Source organism: Paenibacillus sp. 2TAB19, assembly GCF_052115185.1.
Taxonomy (GTDB): domain Bacteria; phylum Bacillota; class Bacilli; order Paenibacillales; family Paenibacillaceae; genus Pristimantibacillus.
Genome location: NZ_JBFRGE010000050.1, coordinates 1 through 15,823 on the forward strand (window position 1 = coordinate 1; position 15,823 = coordinate 15,823).

General features: G+C 50.2%; 18 protein-coding genes. 13 read left to right on the forward strand and 5 right to left on the reverse strand.

From position 1 onward, the window contains the following. The 7 genes from AB4Z33_RS20575 to AB4Z33_RS20605 all read left to right on the forward strand — a co-directional run. Positions 1-458 (forward strand): hypothetical protein (locus tag AB4Z33_RS20575; RefSeq protein WP_442051682.1); only part of this gene is annotated, 458 nt, incomplete at its 5' end. Between the two features lie 205 nt (positions 459-663). Further along, positions 664-1,689 carry a heat-inducible transcriptional repressor HrcA gene (hrcA, locus tag AB4Z33_RS20580; protein WP_442051683.1) on the forward strand — a complete coding sequence of 342 codons (1,026 nt, stop codon included), beginning with the start codon at positions 664-666 and terminating at the stop codon, positions 1,687-1,689. Positions 1,690-1,711: 22 nt separating this feature from the next. Further along, entirely contained in the window at positions 1,712-2,266 is a 555-nt protein-coding gene (gene grpE, locus AB4Z33_RS20585; RefSeq protein ID WP_442051684.1) for a nucleotide exchange factor GrpE, read from the forward strand. Between the two features lie 63 nt (positions 2,267-2,329). After that, positions 2,330-4,171, forward strand: coding sequence for a molecular chaperone DnaK (gene dnaK / locus AB4Z33_RS20590; RefSeq protein ID WP_442051685.1), 1,842 nt, complete (start codon positions 2,330-2,332; stop codon positions 4,169-4,171). 230 nt (positions 4,172-4,401) lie between these two features. Continuing rightward, complete coding sequence (gene dnaJ, locus AB4Z33_RS20595) at positions 4,402-5,529, forward strand: molecular chaperone DnaJ (protein ID WP_442051686.1); 1,128 nt, start codon at positions 4,402-4,404, stop codon at positions 5,527-5,529. A 337-nt stretch (positions 5,530-5,866) separates the two neighbouring features. After that, positions 5,867-6,028 (forward strand): YfhD family protein, encoded by a 162-nt coding sequence (locus tag AB4Z33_RS20600; RefSeq protein WP_442051687.1) that lies wholly within the window; start codon positions 5,867-5,869, stop codon positions 6,026-6,028. Position 6,029: 1 nt separating this feature from the next. Continuing rightward, on the forward strand, positions 6,030-6,236 hold the full coding sequence (locus AB4Z33_RS20605) for a hypothetical protein (RefSeq protein WP_442051688.1): 207 nt from the start codon (positions 6,030-6,032) through the stop codon (positions 6,234-6,236). A gap of 80 nt (positions 6,237-6,316) precedes the next feature. Here the strand turns inward: AB4Z33_RS20605 and AB4Z33_RS20610 are convergent, their stop codons facing one another. From AB4Z33_RS20610 to AB4Z33_RS20630, 5 genes are all read right to left on the reverse strand, one after another. Further along, positions 6,317-7,153, reverse strand: coding sequence for an ABC transporter ATP-binding protein (locus AB4Z33_RS20610; protein WP_442051689.1), 837 nt, complete (start codon positions 7,151-7,153; stop codon positions 6,317-6,319). 14 nt (positions 7,154-7,167) lie between these two features. Then, on the reverse strand, positions 7,168-8,283 hold the full coding sequence (locus AB4Z33_RS20615; protein WP_442051690.1) for a taurine ABC transporter substrate-binding protein: 1,116 nt from the start codon (positions 8,281-8,283) through the stop codon (positions 7,168-7,170). Positions 8,284-8,313: 30 nt separating this feature from the next. Next, positions 8,314-9,090 (reverse strand): ABC transporter permease subunit, encoded by a 777-nt coding sequence (locus tag AB4Z33_RS20620; protein WP_442051691.1) that lies wholly within the window; start codon positions 9,088-9,090, stop codon positions 8,314-8,316. A 16-nt stretch (positions 9,091-9,106) separates the two neighbouring features. Then, a complete protein-coding gene (ssuD, locus tag AB4Z33_RS20625) occupies positions 9,107-10,234 on the reverse strand; it encodes an FMNH2-dependent alkanesulfonate monooxygenase (RefSeq protein WP_442051692.1) in 1,128 nt (375 codons plus the stop codon). A gap of 250 nt (positions 10,235-10,484) precedes the next feature. Next, on the reverse strand, positions 10,485-11,078 hold the full coding sequence (locus AB4Z33_RS20630) for a TetR/AcrR family transcriptional regulator (RefSeq protein WP_442051693.1): 594 nt from the start codon (positions 11,076-11,078) through the stop codon (positions 10,485-10,487). Between the two features lie 175 nt (positions 11,079-11,253). Here AB4Z33_RS20630 and prmA point away from each other — a divergent pair, with 175 nt between their 5' ends. Genes prmA through AB4Z33_RS20660 form a run of 6 tightly spaced genes read left to right on the forward strand, consistent with a single transcriptional unit; the run spans position 11,254 to position 15,805 of the window. Next, positions 11,254-12,249 (forward strand): 50S ribosomal protein L11 methyltransferase, encoded by a 996-nt coding sequence (prmA, locus tag AB4Z33_RS20635; protein ID WP_442051694.1) that lies wholly within the window; start codon positions 11,254-11,256, stop codon positions 12,247-12,249. A gap of 14 nt (positions 12,250-12,263) precedes the next feature. Then, positions 12,264-12,959, forward strand: a complete 696-nt coding sequence (locus AB4Z33_RS20640) for a site-2 protease family protein (RefSeq protein ID WP_442051695.1) — start codon at positions 12,264-12,266, stop codon at positions 12,957-12,959. A 35-nt stretch (positions 12,960-12,994) separates the two neighbouring features. After that, positions 12,995-13,783 carry a 16S rRNA (uracil(1498)-N(3))-methyltransferase gene (locus AB4Z33_RS20645; protein ID WP_442051696.1) on the forward strand — a complete coding sequence of 263 codons (789 nt, stop codon included), beginning with the start codon at positions 12,995-12,997 and terminating at the stop codon, positions 13,781-13,783. 5 nt (positions 13,784-13,788) lie between these two features. Continuing rightward, complete coding sequence (gene mtaB / locus AB4Z33_RS20650) at positions 13,789-15,180, forward strand: tRNA (N(6)-L-threonylcarbamoyladenosine(37)-C(2))-methylthiotransferase MtaB (RefSeq protein WP_442051697.1); 1,392 nt, start codon at positions 13,789-13,791, stop codon at positions 15,178-15,180. Between the two features lie 19 nt (positions 15,181-15,199). Next, positions 15,200-15,325: a hypothetical protein gene (locus tag AB4Z33_RS20655; RefSeq protein ID WP_442051698.1), complete on the forward strand. Its 126-nt coding sequence runs from the start codon at positions 15,200-15,202 to the stop codon at positions 15,323-15,325. Between the two features lie 48 nt (positions 15,326-15,373). Further along, the gene (locus AB4Z33_RS20660) at positions 15,374-15,805 is read left to right on the forward strand and encodes an NUDIX hydrolase (protein WP_442051699.1); all 432 of its coding nucleotides are present in this window, start codon (positions 15,374-15,376) and stop codon (positions 15,803-15,805) included. The last annotated feature ends 18 nt before the right edge of the window (positions 15,806-15,823 follow it).

Here is a 15,823-nt window from a genome sequence, read left to right on the forward strand (position 1 = left end):
CATTTGTATATAACGGTATTAGCTATATGAAAGAAAAATTGTTTGCCGAATTAAGCGAAGAGATTGCTGCAAATAAACCAGTAAAAAGCCAAATTGGATACTTAGAATTCAATAAACCATTCATATCCAACGATAACGGGATGACTGTTTTAATGAAAGAAATTGTAGTATCGGATAAAGGAGACTACAAAGAATATACGTTTACATACGTGCAATCGAATAATACGAAGAAAGAAATAGATGAAGCGACTTTTAAAATATACTTTGAAAATGGCGAATCGGAAGCGCAGTACGGGTTTTTCGGAAAATTAATGCCAAATGAAACATTGGAGAGAACGTATACCTTTAAAGCTACGAATGATAAATTGGGTTATTGCTTGGAATATGGCGTAGACACGTTCTTTAGTGAAGAACCAGCAGCGGAAACATTAAAATGGAAGGTTGCTACAGAAAACTAAATGGAATTAAACAAGAACATGCATGTAGATGGAAAGTTAGCCAAAAGAACGGTCTGATCTTATTTCAGCTTTATTACAAACAAAAAATACCGAACCGACTTGACAATCGTTAAGCTGGTTTGGTATTTTTGTATTAATGATTAGCACTCGAATCGATTGAGTGCTAACGATGACGGTGATCAACAATTACGTAGGGGGAATTCGAATGCTGACGGATCGACAACGGATGATATTGCATGCAATAGTGGATGATTATATTCGCTCGGCTGAACCGGTTGGTTCACGCAGCATCTCGAAGCGAGGCGACGTAGCTTTCAGTCCGGCCACCATTCGCAACGAAATGGCCGATTTGGAGGAGCTTGGCTTTCTTGAACAACCGCATACGTCTGCCGGACGCGTGCCTTCTACAAAGGGATACCGTTATTATGTCGACCATTTGGTGAAGCTAGGCGAGGTTAATGAGCATGACCTAGGTATGGTTCGCTCGTTCGTTACGGATAAGATGAGCCAGATGGAGGAAGTGATCCAGCATGCTGCCGGCATTCTGTCCAATCTGACGAACTATACGTCGATCTTGCTCGGACCGGAGCTGTTCTCTAATTCCTTGAAGCATTTCGGCTTAGTACCGCTTGACGATACGTCGGCTGTAGCCATCATTGTTACGAATACAGGCCATGTCGAGAATCGGACGATTTCGCTGCCGCAAGGTTTTAAGATGGACGATATGCAGAAGGTCGTTAACATTTTGAACGAGAAGCTGACAGGCGTCCCATTGATCCGCTTAAAGTCGAAGCTCTATTCCGAGGTTGGCCAAGAGCTGGAGCGGCATGTCGATCATTTCGAGCAGGTGCTTCAAGTGCTTGACCATGCGCTGCAAAGCGACGATGAGCATCGCATTTTCTTAAGCRGAACGACGAACATGCTGACACAGCCGGAGTTCAAGGATGTCGACAAGGTGAAAACGATTTTGGATTTGCTTGATGAGACACCGGCAATAATGAAAATGTTTTCCGCTTTGCCATCAGGTATACAAGTACGTATTGGAACAGAAAATGACCACAAGGCGATAAGTGACTGCAGCTTGATTACGGCAACCTATGCCGTCGACGGCCAGTCGCTTGGAACGATCGGCATTTTAGGTCCTACCCGGATGGAATACGGCAAAGTAATCAGTTTGCTTGATCTAATATCCAAGGATATGGCGCTCTTAATGAGCCGCTGGTATAAGTAACGACTTTTAAGGAGGTGACAAGGTGACTAACGAACAACATAACGAAGCAGCAGAAGCAGTAGAAGAGCAAATATCCGAAGAGCAGCAGCAAGCTGCCGAGGAGACCTTCGCAGAGGACGTAGCAACAGATTCCCGTTATGCTGAGCTCGAGAAGCAAGCTGAAGAAGCACAACAACGATACTTACGCGCGCAAGCGGACTTTGATAATTTCCGCCGCCGTACGACGAAGGAGAAGGAAGAGCTCGCGCAATACGCTTCCATGAAGCTGATTACGCAATTGCTTCCAGTGGTTGATAACTTCGATCGCGCTATGGCTGCAGCTTCCGCAAACGGCGATTTTGAATCGCTCGCCAAAGGCGTGGAGATGATCTTCCGACAATTAGAGCAGACACTTACGGGTGAAGGGCTGAAGGCGATGAATGTCGTCGGCGAACCTTTTAATCCGGAATTCCATCAGGCTATTATGCAGGTAGAGTCCGATGAGCATGAAGAAGGCATTATTGTCGAGGAAGTGCAAAAGGGCTACATGCTGAAAGATAAAGTATTGCGTCCAGCGATGGTTAAAGTAAGCGGTTAGTTGCTTACGAAGTAAGTTTTGCTCCACTACGTTACACAAAACTTTTTAGGAGGAAATAAAACGATGAGTAAAGTAATCGGTATCGACCTTGGTACGACGAACTCTTGCGTAGCAGTTATGGAAGGCGGCGAAGCCGTCGTTATTCCAAATCCAGAAGGCAACCGCACTACGCCTTCCGTAGTAGGCTTCAAGAAAGACGGCGAACGTATTGTAGGTGAAACGGCAAAACGCCAAGCGATCACAAATCCTGATCGTACGATCAGCTCGATCAAACGCCATATCGGCACGAACCATAAAGAGCAAGTAGACGGCAAAGATTTCACGCCGCAAGAAATTTCCGCTATTATTTTGCAAAAGCTGAAGTCCGATGCAGAAGCTTACCTCGGTCAAACGGTAACGCAAGCCGTTATTACGGTTCCAGCTTATTTCAATGACAGTCAGCGTCRAGCAACGAAGGATGCAGGCAAGATCGCAGGTCTTGAAGTGCTTCGTATCGTTAACGAGCCGACAGCGGCTGCGCTTGCATACGGCCTTGAGAAAACGGAAGACCAAACGATTCTTGTATATGACCTTGGCGGCGGTACATTCGACGTATCGATTCTTGAGCTGGGCGACGGCTTCTTCGAGGTTAAAGCGACTAGCGGCGACAACAAGCTCGGCGGCGACGACTTCGACCAAGTGGTCATCGATCACCTTGTTGCTGAATTCAAGAAAGAGCAAGGCATCGACCTTTCTAAGGACAAAGCTGCCGTTCAACGTCTAAAAGACGCGGCTGAGAAAGCGAAAAAAGAATTGTCCGGCGTCCTGACTTCTTCGATCTCTCTTCCGTTCATTACAATGGTTGACGGCGTTCCTCAGCATTTGGAGATGAGCCTGACACGTGCGAAATTCGAAGAGCTGTCCGCAGCGCTCGTAGAGCGTACGCTTGGACCGACTCGTCAAGCGCTTAGCGATGCTGGCATGTCCCCGAGCGACATCGACAAAGTTGTACTTGTAGGCGGCTCGACGCGTATTCCAGCCGTTCAAGATGCGGTTAAGAAGCTAATCGGCAAAGACCCTCACAAAGGCGTTAACCCGGATGAGGTTGTAGCCCTCGGTGCTGCCGTTCAAGCAGGCGTATTGACTGGCGACGTGAAAGACGTTGTATTGCTCGACGTTACTCCGCTATCACTCGGTATCGAAACAGCTGGCGGCGTGTTCACGAAAATGATCGAACGCAACACGACGATCCCAACAAGCAAATCGCAAGTTTACTCGACCTATGCTGACAATCAGCCAGGCGTAGAAATACACGTATTGCAAGGTGAGCGTTCCATGGCGAACGGCAACAAAACGCTTGGTCGCTTCACGCTGAACGATATTCCTCTTGCTCCGCGCGGCGTACCGCAAATCGAAGTTACTTTCGATATTGACGCGAACGGTATCGTTAACGTATCCGCTCTGGACAAAGGAACAGGCAAGAGCCAAAAAATTACGATCACTTCGTCGAGCGGTTTGAGCGACGCTGAGATCGAGCAAATGATGAAGGATGCTGAGCTTAACGCAGAGGAAGACCGTAAGCGTCGCGAGCTTGTTGAAGCGAAGAACAGCGCTGATCAGCTCATCTACTCCGTCGACAAAACGATCAAAGACCTTGGCGACAAAGTAGATGCTTCCGAAATCGAGAAAGCAAATGCAGCGAAAGAAAAATTGACTGCTGCGCTTGCTACTGACGATATCGAACAAATCAATGCTGCGGCTGCCGAGTTGACTGAAATCGTTCAACAGCTTTCCGTGAAGCTCTATGAGCAAGCACAAGCTGCACAAGGCGCTGAAGGCGGAGAGCCAGAAGCAGGCGCTGGAGCTTCGAAAGGCAAAGATAACGTTGTCGATGCCGATTATGAAGTTGTAGACGACCAGAAGTAATAGGCGTTTAGCAGGAGCGTGAGGTCAAGGGCAGGCGTAGCCTGTCTTTGACCTCCTTTCGTGAATTCTAAGCATTATAAGTTTTCTACTTATAAAATGCTTAGAATTCTTCGCGAAACGGTTGCTGAAAGCCGCCATAGGGAAGGCATTGGCCGTTTACGCTTGCGAAAGCCAATAATGATGGGCCATTTTGCAGATGAAATCATAGCATATAGCGGAGGTGAGAACAGATGGCAGATAAACGCGATTATTATGAAGTGTTAGGCGTTGGCAAAGATGCCTCCGCAGACGATATTAAGAAATCATACCGTCATCTTGCTCGCAAGTTTCATCCCGACGTCAATAAGGAAGCGGACGCGGAGTCGAAATTCAAGGAAGTTAAGGAAGCTTATGACGTCCTAAGCGACGATGGCAAACGTTCTACTTACGACCGTTATGGTCATGTTGATMCGAATCAAGGCATGGGCGGCGGCRGAAATGGCGACTTCGGCGGCTTCGGAGACATTTTCGATATGTTCTTCGGCGGCGGCGGAGGCGGCAGACGCGATCCGAACGCACCGCAGCGCGGCAATGACTTGCAGTATACAATGACCGTCGAGTTCAAGGAAGCRGTATTCGGTAAAGAAACGGAAATTACGATTCCTCGCACCGAGACATGCGACACTTGTCATGGTTCTGGCGCGAAGGTTGGCACGAAGCCTGAAACGTGTACGATCTGTAAAGGCAGCGGCCAGCAAGAGGTTGTTCAGAATACGCCGTTCGGCCGTATGGTCAACCGTCGTGCTTGTACGAATTGCAGCGGCACGGGACGCGTTATCAAAGACAAATGCGGAACATGTCACGGCGCTGGCAAAGTGAAGCGTCAACGCAAAATCAACGTTCGTATCCCGGCGGGCGTGGACGAAGGTGCACAAATCAGACTTTCCGGCGAAGGCGAAGGCGGCTTGCGCGGAGGTCCAGCAGGCGATTTGTACATCGTTATCCGTGTCAAAGCGCATGAATTCTTCGAACGCGACGGCGACGACATCTATTGCGAAGTTCCGCTTACGTTCGCTCAAGCAGCGCTTGGCGACGAGATCGAGATCCCGACGCTTACAGAGAAGATTAAGCTGAAGGTGCCCGCGGGAACGCAGACGGGGACGTACTTCCGCTTAAAAGGAAAAGGCGTACCAAAGCTTCGCGGCTACGGCCAAGGCGATCAGCATGTGAAGGTAACGGTCGTTACTCCAACGAGTCTGACCGAAGAGCAAAAAGATTTGCTTCGCCAATTGGGCGGCCCGGGCTCCGAGTCTGCCGGCGATCAAGAACATCATGAATCGATATTCGAGCGCATGAAGAAGGCGTTCCGCGGTGAATAACCCGGAACGTCTTTTTTTTTAATATCAAAGATATTGAGATTGGATTTGATACAGCCAAAAATGGCCATGTGACAATCAAGTTTCAGTTTGAATGGAAAAAGTACAGGCAAATAGGAGTTTGTGGCGGGAATGAGCTGTTTCGGGCGGATTAGGTTGGAGATTATCCAGTCAAATGCAGATTTGTTGTCAAAAAGACCCATTTGACTATACGTAATCCATGCTAACGATTAAAGATATGAAATTAGGAGCTGTATAGAAAGTGAATTCAGCGAGCACTCTATTCAGGTAATGCAGTTATACGCATACGCGAAGAAGTAAACTAAAGGAGACGATACAGATGACAGATAATCAAAAGAATGAGCTCGAGAAAGTGAATTTTGCTCAATTGCCGATCGGGAAAAACGAGGACGTAGAGTTTTCCGAAGAACTGGCGGACGAGGCGGATCGCCAAGCTGCCCAGCGCGCAGCTGAAGCGGATCAACGCGCTCAGGAGCAGTAAGATGAACCAGGTCGAGATCAAAGCGACCTTCAGCGGCGAGAGCGCCGCGCAGGAGGCGCTGCACAAGCTGCAAGCGCTTCGGGTAGTCGATGTCGGCGGGCTGTATGAACAGGGCTTGCTGACCGCTACCGTTGATGCGGCCATTGCAGACAAAGCGCTGCGTCTTATCGAACAGATCGGCGGTCAAGCAGACACGTCGATTTTGTAACAGATAGACAAGAAAAGGGAGCTATCTCTTAAGGTTATTCCTTGAGATAGCTCCTTTTCTGTTTGTAAGCATGATGCTTATTATTGGGTAGAGGCAGGATCGTGCTGCGGCGTTCGCAGCGACCTGACAAGACTTTCGCGAAGTTCAGCGAAGCGAGGATGCTTGCGTCCGCTTGCGAACGGTTCTATGCGGCTGTTAAGGGGATTGGCGATATCCGAATGGATGCGGCCCGGTGATCCCTGCATCGTAATGATGCGAGTGCCTAGCAGCAGTGCTTCATCCACGTCATGGGTTATGAACAAAATGGTTTTGCCCGTCTGTATCCATAGCTTGCGCAGCAATTGCTGGAGCGCTTCTCTCGTGAGCGCATCGAGCGAAGCGAAAGGTTCATCCAGCAGCAGAATGCGCGGCTGCGGGGCTAGTGCTCTCGCAATGGCGACTCGCTGCTTCATGCCGCCTGACAATTGATAGGGAAGCAACGAGGCATAATTCGAAAGCCCAACCTGTTCGAGGACATTGTCTGCTACTTGCTTGCGCTTCGCTTTTGGCAGACCGGACATTTTTAGTCCGAATTCCGTATTTCGCTGAACCGACAACCAGGGAAACAGGTTAGCGTGTTGGAACACGACGCCGACCTCAGGATGCGGCTTGCCATGAGGCCGTTCAAACACGCTTACCGTACCAGCGGAAGGCTGCTCATAACCGGCGATAACCTTAAGCAGAGAGGTCTTGCCGCAGCCTGAAGGACCGAGCACGCATACGAATTCTCCCTCTTCAATCGTAAGATCGATACGGCGCAGAACCTCTGATTGAGCTGTTTTGCCCGGATAGATCAGGCTGATATTCTCCAGCTTAACAGCTTCCGCAGCCGCGATGTCTCCTGCTGGCTGTATGAATGGGTGAGCAGCTTCCGTCATCGCTTTTCCTCTCCTTATCGCTTAATTCCTTCGTTCCAAATTCCTTTTTGATACACATCTGCTTCCGGGGCAGTCGGAATAGTCTGCTGCTCAACGAGAAATTGCCCAGTCTGTTGCAGTACTTGTGCGAATCCGCTAATGCTGTTGTCTGTACCTAAATACTTCGCATCCTGCTGTTCTGCCGATGTCAGCCATACGAGCTCATGCAGCTGCGGCAGCGTGTCGGCTTCGGATTGGCTGAGCAGCGGCGCTACCGCTTTGGCCGCTTCTTCAGGCTTGGAGCGGTATAATTCGACAGACTCATCGAGCAGCGAGACGTAATCTTTCACGAACTGCGGATATTGCTCCGCGAAGCTGCGGCTCACAATGCCTACGTCGGCCGTAATGATGCCTTGCTCCGATAACTGCTTGGCAGAGATAAGTATTTTGCCGTCCTCAGCAATGAGCTTGGCGAGTGAAGGCTGCCAGACAAACGCTCCATCGATATCTTTACGCTGCCAAGCTGCAACGATATCCGGCGGCTGAAGGTCGAGAATCGAAACCGTAGATGGATCGACGCCTTCTTTCTTTAATGCAGACAGTAAGCTGAAGTGAGTGGTCGAACCGAATGGGACGGCAATCTTCTTGCYGCTTAAATCTTTGATGCTGTTAATATTGGAGCTATTGCGCACTGCAAGCGCTTCGTTATCGCCGATAATATCGTGCAGGAAGTATACTTGATACGGCAGATCGCTGGCAAGACCAATAGCTACAGGAACAGAACCGGCAAGACCGAGATCAATGCCGCCTGCTGCGAATGCAGTATTCACGTCACGACCGGAATCGAATTGAACCCAGGTTACTTTGACACCGGGAAACTTTTTCTCGGCTAAGCCCAGCGCTTTCGTGAGCAGCTCCGCATTCGGAATGACTTGGAAACCAATGCGGACCTCCTTAGGCAACTGCTCAGCGTTCTCAGGCTCTTCAGTGCTTTCACTTGGCTTAACGGTTTCTTCAGCCTTTGTCTCCGGCTTACTGGTCTGACTCTCTGTATTATTGCCGTTGTTCGAGCTGCATCCCGATAAGATGCCGACAAGCGCAATCAACATAATAATTGCAATAGAAACGGTTTTGGTTCTTACAGTCTTCATTAGACTCCACTCCTTAACAATATGTTTTATTTACTCTTTGCCGCTCCAAGGAACAAGCTTCCTCTCGAGCAGGCGGACCGCTGAATCGATAACTATGGCGATTAATCCCATTAGAATAATGCCTGCAAAAATAATATCGCTCCTAAGAAATTTGCTCGCGTCCAGCACCATCCAGCCGATGCCGGACATCGCGGCTACCATCTCAGCTGCAACAAGCGTCGTGTAGCTAACGCCRATCGCTGTTCTTATACCGGTGAAAATCTCGGGCAGCGAGGAAGGCAACAGTACATGCAGATACAGCTTGCTTCGGGTCGCGCCGAGCGTCTTGGCGACGCGAATGCGGTCAATCGACACCTTTCTGACACCGGCAACGACAGCAATGTAGAGCGGGGCGAAGGCCGCTAGGTACAGTAGGGCGATTTTGGATGAATCGCCGATTCCGAGCCACAGAACAAGCATGGTGTAGTAGGCGAGCGGAGGCAGCGGTCTGTAGAACTCAATGAAAGGATCGAGCAAAGCTCTGACAGTCGCCGAAGCTCCGCTAATGAGACCTAGCGGAATCGCGGTTATAACCGCGAGCGCGAAAGCACTCCCCAGGCGGAATAGGCTGTCGGCGACGTGCAGTCCGAGGGAATGGCCTTTATATCCGGATTGCCAGATTTGTGCGAATGCTAGCCATACTTTTTGTGGTGACGGGATGAATAACGGGTTGACCCAGTTGAGTGCTGTTACAGCTGTCCACACGATAATTACGAAAGCTACAGACAGTGCGGAATACAGTAAGTGACGATAATTAGCGTTTGACATGGCAGTCTCCTAACGTTTAGCGGCCGTGCTTCGGATCGTAGTGGTAAGCGATCATCTCACCGCCGCGTGACGCCGCCGGTTGGCTATCAGCTTGCTGTGATCGCAGTTTCGGAAAGAGAAGCTCGGCAACCCGGTAGGCTTCCTCTAAGTGCGGATAGCCGGACATAATGAAAGTCTCGATACCTAGTGCAGCGTATTCCTTCATTCGAGCAGCAACCAAGTCGGGATCACCGACTAGAGCTGTACCGGCTCCGCCTCTGACTAGTCCGATACCTGCCCATAGGTTAGGCGATATTTCGAGATTGCTTTGGCTCCCGCTATGAAKCTCGGTCATTCTGCGCTGGCCATGGGAGTCCATGCGCGCATAGATTTGCTGGGCTTTGGCAATCGTACCTTCATCCAGGCGGCTGATGAGACGGTTTGCTTCCGCCCAAGCCTCMGCTTCAGACTCTCTGACGATGACATGCAGCCGAATGCCGAACTTGATTTCCTTCCCCGCCCGAGCGGCAATGTCTCTCATTCGATCGATTTTTTCCTTCACCTGAGCTGGGGGCTCTCCCCAAGTTAAGTAGTAATCCGCATGTCGGGAAGCGACATCCATTGCGGCGGGCGATGAGCCGCCGAAGTATACAGGCGGGTAAGGACGCTGGAGAGAAGGGAGCATATTGATCGCGTTCTTCACTCTAAGATGGTTTCCGTCGAAGGTGACAGACTCGTTGCTAAGCACTCTGCGCCACACATCCATGAACTCGTCGGTAAGCTCATAACGTTCGTCATGGTCCAGAAACAAGCCGTCTGCTTCAAGCTCATCGGGATCACCGCCGGCAACGACATTGACGAGCAGACGTCCCTCTGAATTGCGGTCGAAGCTGGAGGCCATGCGAGCAGCTAGCGTAGGAGACATAAGGCCCGGACGGACAGCGACGAGAAATTTGAGATTTTTCGTTACGGGAATTAACGAAGCGGCGGTCACCCATGGATCTTCGCAAGAACGCCCGGTAGGGAGCAGTACCCCATCATAACCAAGATCGTCGGCTGCAGCGGCAATCTGGCGATAGTAGGCAGGCGTTGTTGACCTTGCTCCGAAATCTGAACCAATATATCGGCCGTCACCGTATGTCGGTATAAACCAAAATAGCTTCATAGCGCTCATCCTCTTCCTTTTAGTTGACTAATTAATCTCATCGGATAAGTTGGTATAATGGAAATAAAAAAAGCATAAAGACTCTTCTTTGCGAAGTTGTCCTTATGCGTCTCCAGCGGTCTGGTAGACTTGCGATGAATAATTATTCACTATGTACACATGATAGCAGCAATTTCCAAAATGAGTCAATCTTTTTTTCAAATATAAGAAAGTATAAAATTTGCTGCTTATTTCACCTTGGATAAAGATGTTATTTGAGCAGCAATGCAATCATTTTATCCGGAGTAAGCGTGGCGATTTCTTGAATACCCGGAATACTGTGCAAAATAAGGCCCTCCATCATCGACACATAAATAAGAGCAAGCTCGAAGCTGTCTCCGTTCTTGAAAATGCCAGCCGTTTGGCCTTCGGCAATAATCGCGGCCATTGGCCGCAAGTTGTCAATGAAGCGTTCGCTGACCGCCAGCGTTACTTCATGAGGTACGGCTTCCGATGTGCGTGCGTATTGAAGGATAGCGGTAATCGCCCAGCCGTTGCGGTAGACGAGCCAGTTCTCGGTATACCAATAGAGCTTATCGTATGGTGATGCGTTTAATTGCAGCGCCTCCTCGACGAACACCCGATATTCGCGCTGTCCGTTTTCGACCAAGGCTTTAAAGATTTGATCCTTTGAGAGGAAATATTTATATACATTTCCAACGCTAATTCCAGCCTGTGAGGCAATGTCCGCGATCTTCGTTGCAGGCAAGCCGCGCCGCGCAATAACGTGCATCGCTGCCTCAAGAATCTGGCTTTGCCTCTCGTCGCGAAGCCTTTGATCTTTCTCGATATTTCTAGGTGACATGGTGCTGCAGCCCTCCTGAACGTTGTATCAAAAAAGCAATCAGCAAGATTGCTTCCAGCATTTAGTAAGCATTGTAGCATAATTATCGCTAAAGTTCGCTATAACACTTTTGTGCAAAAGCCGCTCGTGGTGTACAATAGATGTTAGGTTTTTATTGTATTGGAGGACGTTATCTATGAAATGGCATGAACTAACGATCGCGACAACAGAAGAAGCGACGGAAATGATCTCGAATTTTTTGCATGAAATGGGCGCTGGCGGCGTATCCATTGAAGAATCAGGCACGCTGAACAAGCCGCGCGACACTTCGCTTGGACAATGGTATGAGCTGCCGCTTAACGATATACCGGAAGGCAAGGCCGTGATTAAAGGGTATTTTGCGGAAGAAACGAATGTTGAAGAACTGATTGCAGCGATTAAGCCGCGCGTTGAGCAGCTTAGAGAATTTGATATAGATCCGGGTAATGTGGAGTACATGTCTGCGGAAGTGGACGATGATGACTGGGCAACGGCATGGAAGCAATACTTTAAGCCGCTCCGCATATCGGATAAGCTCACGATCAAGCCGACTTGGGAAGATTATGAGGCTGGTCCAGACGAGCGGATCATTGAGCTTGACCCTGGAATGGCCTTCGGAACGGGAACTCACCCGACTACTGCTTTATGCTTGCAGACACTCGAGTCTGTCGTGCGCGGCGGGGAAGAGATGATCGATGTCGGCACAGGTTCTGGCATTCTTGCAATTGGCGCATGCCGACTTGGCGTGAAGAGCGTACTGGCGCTGGATCTTGATCCGATTGCCGTATCAAGCGCCACGGAAAATGTGCGGTTGAACGATCTGTCTGAGCAGGTGGAGGTTCGTCTGAGCGACCTGCTGGGCGTTCTGAGCGAAGATCAGGCGGATTCGGCGGGCATCGAGCACGGACTGCGCGTTACCGTTCCAGTAGATTTGGTTGTGGCGAACATTCTCGCGGAGATTATACTGCTGTTCATCGACGATGTGTTTGAAGCGCTTAAGCCAGGCGGTACATATATTGCGTCGGGCATCTGGAAAAACAAGGAGACTGACGTTGAGGACGGCTTGATCCGTTCCGGCTTCGAGATCGTAGAGAAAAGACGCGATGAGGATTGGATTGCATTCGTTGCTAGAAAACCGCAAAGGAGTGAATAAGCCTGGAAAACTTTTTGTGGTATCCGCTGGAGGACCTGCCGTTCATCGCGCTCGTCCTCATCATCGCGTTCACTGTGCATGAGTTCGCTCATGCCTACAGCGCCTACAAGTTCGGCGACGATACAGCCTATCTGGCGGGCAGGGTTACGCTTAACCCGCGCGTTCACTTGGATGTGCTGGGAACGATCCTACTGCTGATCGCAGGTTTCGGCTGGGCGAAGCCTGTACCCGTAAGGGCAAGCCGCTTCAAGCATCCGAGATTGATGGGCATTGTGGTATCGGCCGTAGGGCCGCTGAGCAACTTGCTTGTCGGGGCGCTTGGCGTTGTCCTCCTATATGTATTGAACGAGACCGGACTTCTGCATGCAGGATCAATTGGCGTTTACAGTGCGCTAGTTCATTTCTTTTATTATCTGATCACCATTAACCTGTTGTTATTCGTCTTTAATTTAATTCCGCTGCCGCCGCTGGACGGATACCGCATATTAGCTGATCTATTGCCGCTCCGCATCCGTTTCAAGATGGAGCAGAACGTGCAGTGGGGCATGTTTATTTTTCTGCTGATCGTGTTTATTCCGCCGCTTAGGGCGGTAACGCTTGATCCGATTTTGAATTTGTCCTCAGAGATATTTTTTATGCTTATTAATTGGTGCGAAAGCCTATTTACGCCGTTTGACTGGCAACGGTTTATCATGGATTTTACGAAGTGAAACATGCTATGATGAAGGATGGTTAGAGACTCACGATGCAGCGATACTTTGTAGCAGCAGATCAATTTACCGAGACGCAGGTGCGTTTGACGGGCGAGGATGCCCATCATGCGGCGCGCGTTATGCGCATGAAGCCGGGCGATAAGTTCATCGTAAGCGATGGCGCGGCTCGTACGGCGATAGCGGAAGTGAAGGATGCGTCCGCTACGCTCGTCGAAGCCGACATTGTAGAGCAGCTGTCCATGGACAGCGAGCCTCTCTGGTCGGTCACGATTGCCCAAAGCTTGCCGAAGGGCGATAAGATGGAGCTTGTTATCCAAAAGGGAACGGAGATTGGCGCTTACGCGTTCGCGCCATTCCAGTCCGAGCGGATGATCGTGCAGTATGACGGCAAGAAGGAAGCGAAGCGGCTCGAACGCTGGAGCAAGATCGCCAAGGAAGCGGCGGAGCAGTCTCATCGCAACCGTGTGCCGGTCATTGAGCAAGTGCAGAGCTGGCGCGAGCTGATGCAAGGGATCAAGAACTATGATCTTGTTCTGTTCTGCTACGAGCGCGAAGGGGATGCTGCGCATGGCAAAGGCATCCGAACGGCGGTTCAAGAGTGGATATTGCCCAGCGAACGATCCGGGAAACAAACTTCGCCTGCCAACATCATGCTTATTGTCGGTCCTGAGGGCGGCTTCACCGACCGCGAGGCTGCTGAGGCGGAAACGACAGGAGCCGTGCTTGTCGGGCTCGGCAAACGAATACTTAGAACGGAAACAGCAGGAATCGTCGGATTAACCTGCTTACTATATGAATCCGGAGAAATGGGAGGAGCGTGACCACTATGCCAACGGTCGCATTTTACACCTTAGGCTGCAAAGTTAACTTCTACGATACGGAAGCGATTTGGCAGTTATTCAAAAACGAAGGCTACGAGCAGGTCGATTTCGAATCGACGGCTGACGTCTATCTTATTAACACATGTACGGTTACGAACACGGGCGACAAGAAAAGCCGCCAAATCATTCGCCGTGCGGTACGCCGCAACCCGGATGCCGTTATCGCGGTAACGGGCTGCTACGCGCAGACATCGCCTGCCGAGATTATGGCGATTGAAGGCGTCGATCTTGTAATCGGCACACAGGACCGCGACAAAATCATGTCGTTCGTCGATCAGATTCAAGACGATCGCAAGCCGGTCAACGCCGTTCGCAACATTATGAAGACGCGTGACTTCGAAGAGCTTGACGTGCCGGACTTCTCGGACCGTACACGCGCTTTCCTGAAGATTCAAGAAGGCTGCAATAACTTCTGTACGTTCTGCATCATTCCATGGTCGCGCGGCTTGTCGCGCAGCCGCGATTCGCATAGCGTCATCGAGCAAGCGAAGCAGCTGGTTGCTGCCGGCTACAAGGAAATCGTCTTAACGGGCATTCATACCGGCGGCTACGGCGACGATATGGAGAACTATAATCTTACAAGCTTGCTGTGGGATTTGGACAAGGTAGAAGGGCTGGAGCGTATTCGGATCAGCTCGATTGAAGCTAGCCAGATCGACGACGCCATGATCGACGTCCTCAATCGTTCGAGCAAAATGTGCCGCCATCTTCATATTCCGCTGCAAGCGGGCGAGGATTCGGTGCTTAAGCGGATGCRCCGCAAATATACGACGGAGCAATTCGCGGCGAAAATTAAACGTCTGCATGAAGCGATGCCGGGTGTTGCGATTACGACGGACGTTATTGTCGGATTCCCTGGAGAGACCGAGGAAATGTTCGAGAGTGGCTACCGTTTCATGGAGGAGCTTGGCTTTGCCGAAATGCACGTATTCCCTTATTCCAAGCGGACAGGAACCCCTGCCGCGCGTATGGAAGATCAAGTGGATGAAGAAGTTAAGAATGAGCGTGTGCATAAGCTGATTGATCTGTCCGAGCGTATGCAGCTTCAATATGCAAAAACGTTCGTGGGCGAAGTGTTGGACGTGATACCAGAACGGGATTACAAAGGCGCGCCTGGCACCGGGCTCATCATGGGCTACACGGACAATTACATTCAAGTCGTGTTCGAAGGCTCGGAATCGCTGGTCGGCAAGCTCTGCCGCGTTAAGATTACGGAAGCGGGCGTTAACGAATGCCGCGCAACACTCGTAAGAGTGCTTGACGACGAACAGGCGATTATGCGCGAGTCTGACGTTCATAGCTTCGTGCTGGAGCGTCCTGAAGCCATTCGTGCTTAGTTTCGGATAACGGCTTTATATGGGATTCCTTTTCTTTTCATTGCTACTGGAAAAGAGGAAGGAATCCTTTGCTGCAATTATAACCAACTATGGCTTGTCTGCAATCGATCCTGATGATGAGCAATTGCTGGCAGCAGGCAAGTGATCCATGCTGGATATACTAATCATTAAACGTAGCAAGGGGGAAGCGGAGATGAAGGAAATATCTGCTGGAGGCGTCGTCTATCGTCGAACTGCGGAAGGAAAGCTTCAAATTCAGCTTATTCAGGACCGATACGGCAAAGTATCGCTGCCCAAAGGCAAGATGGAGACGGGCGAGACGGTTGAGCAGACGGCGCTTCGCGAGATTGTTGAGGAGACGGGAATGGAAGGCGTCATTATTGCTCCGATCGATCAAATCAAATATCAGTACGAGCATGAGAAGTTTGGATTAGTGGACAAAGAAGTTCATTATTATTTGGTCGAGGCTGTCGGAGGCTCGCTGCAGGCGCAGGTCGAAGAAATTCGCGGCGTCGATTGGTTCGAACCGAAGGAAGCGTGGAGACGCCAGAAGCAATCCGGCTATGACAACAATCATCGGATTGTCGCTGGCGCATTCCAACTTCTTGGGTTGTCGACTGATTAACGGTTTCTGGCTGAGGTT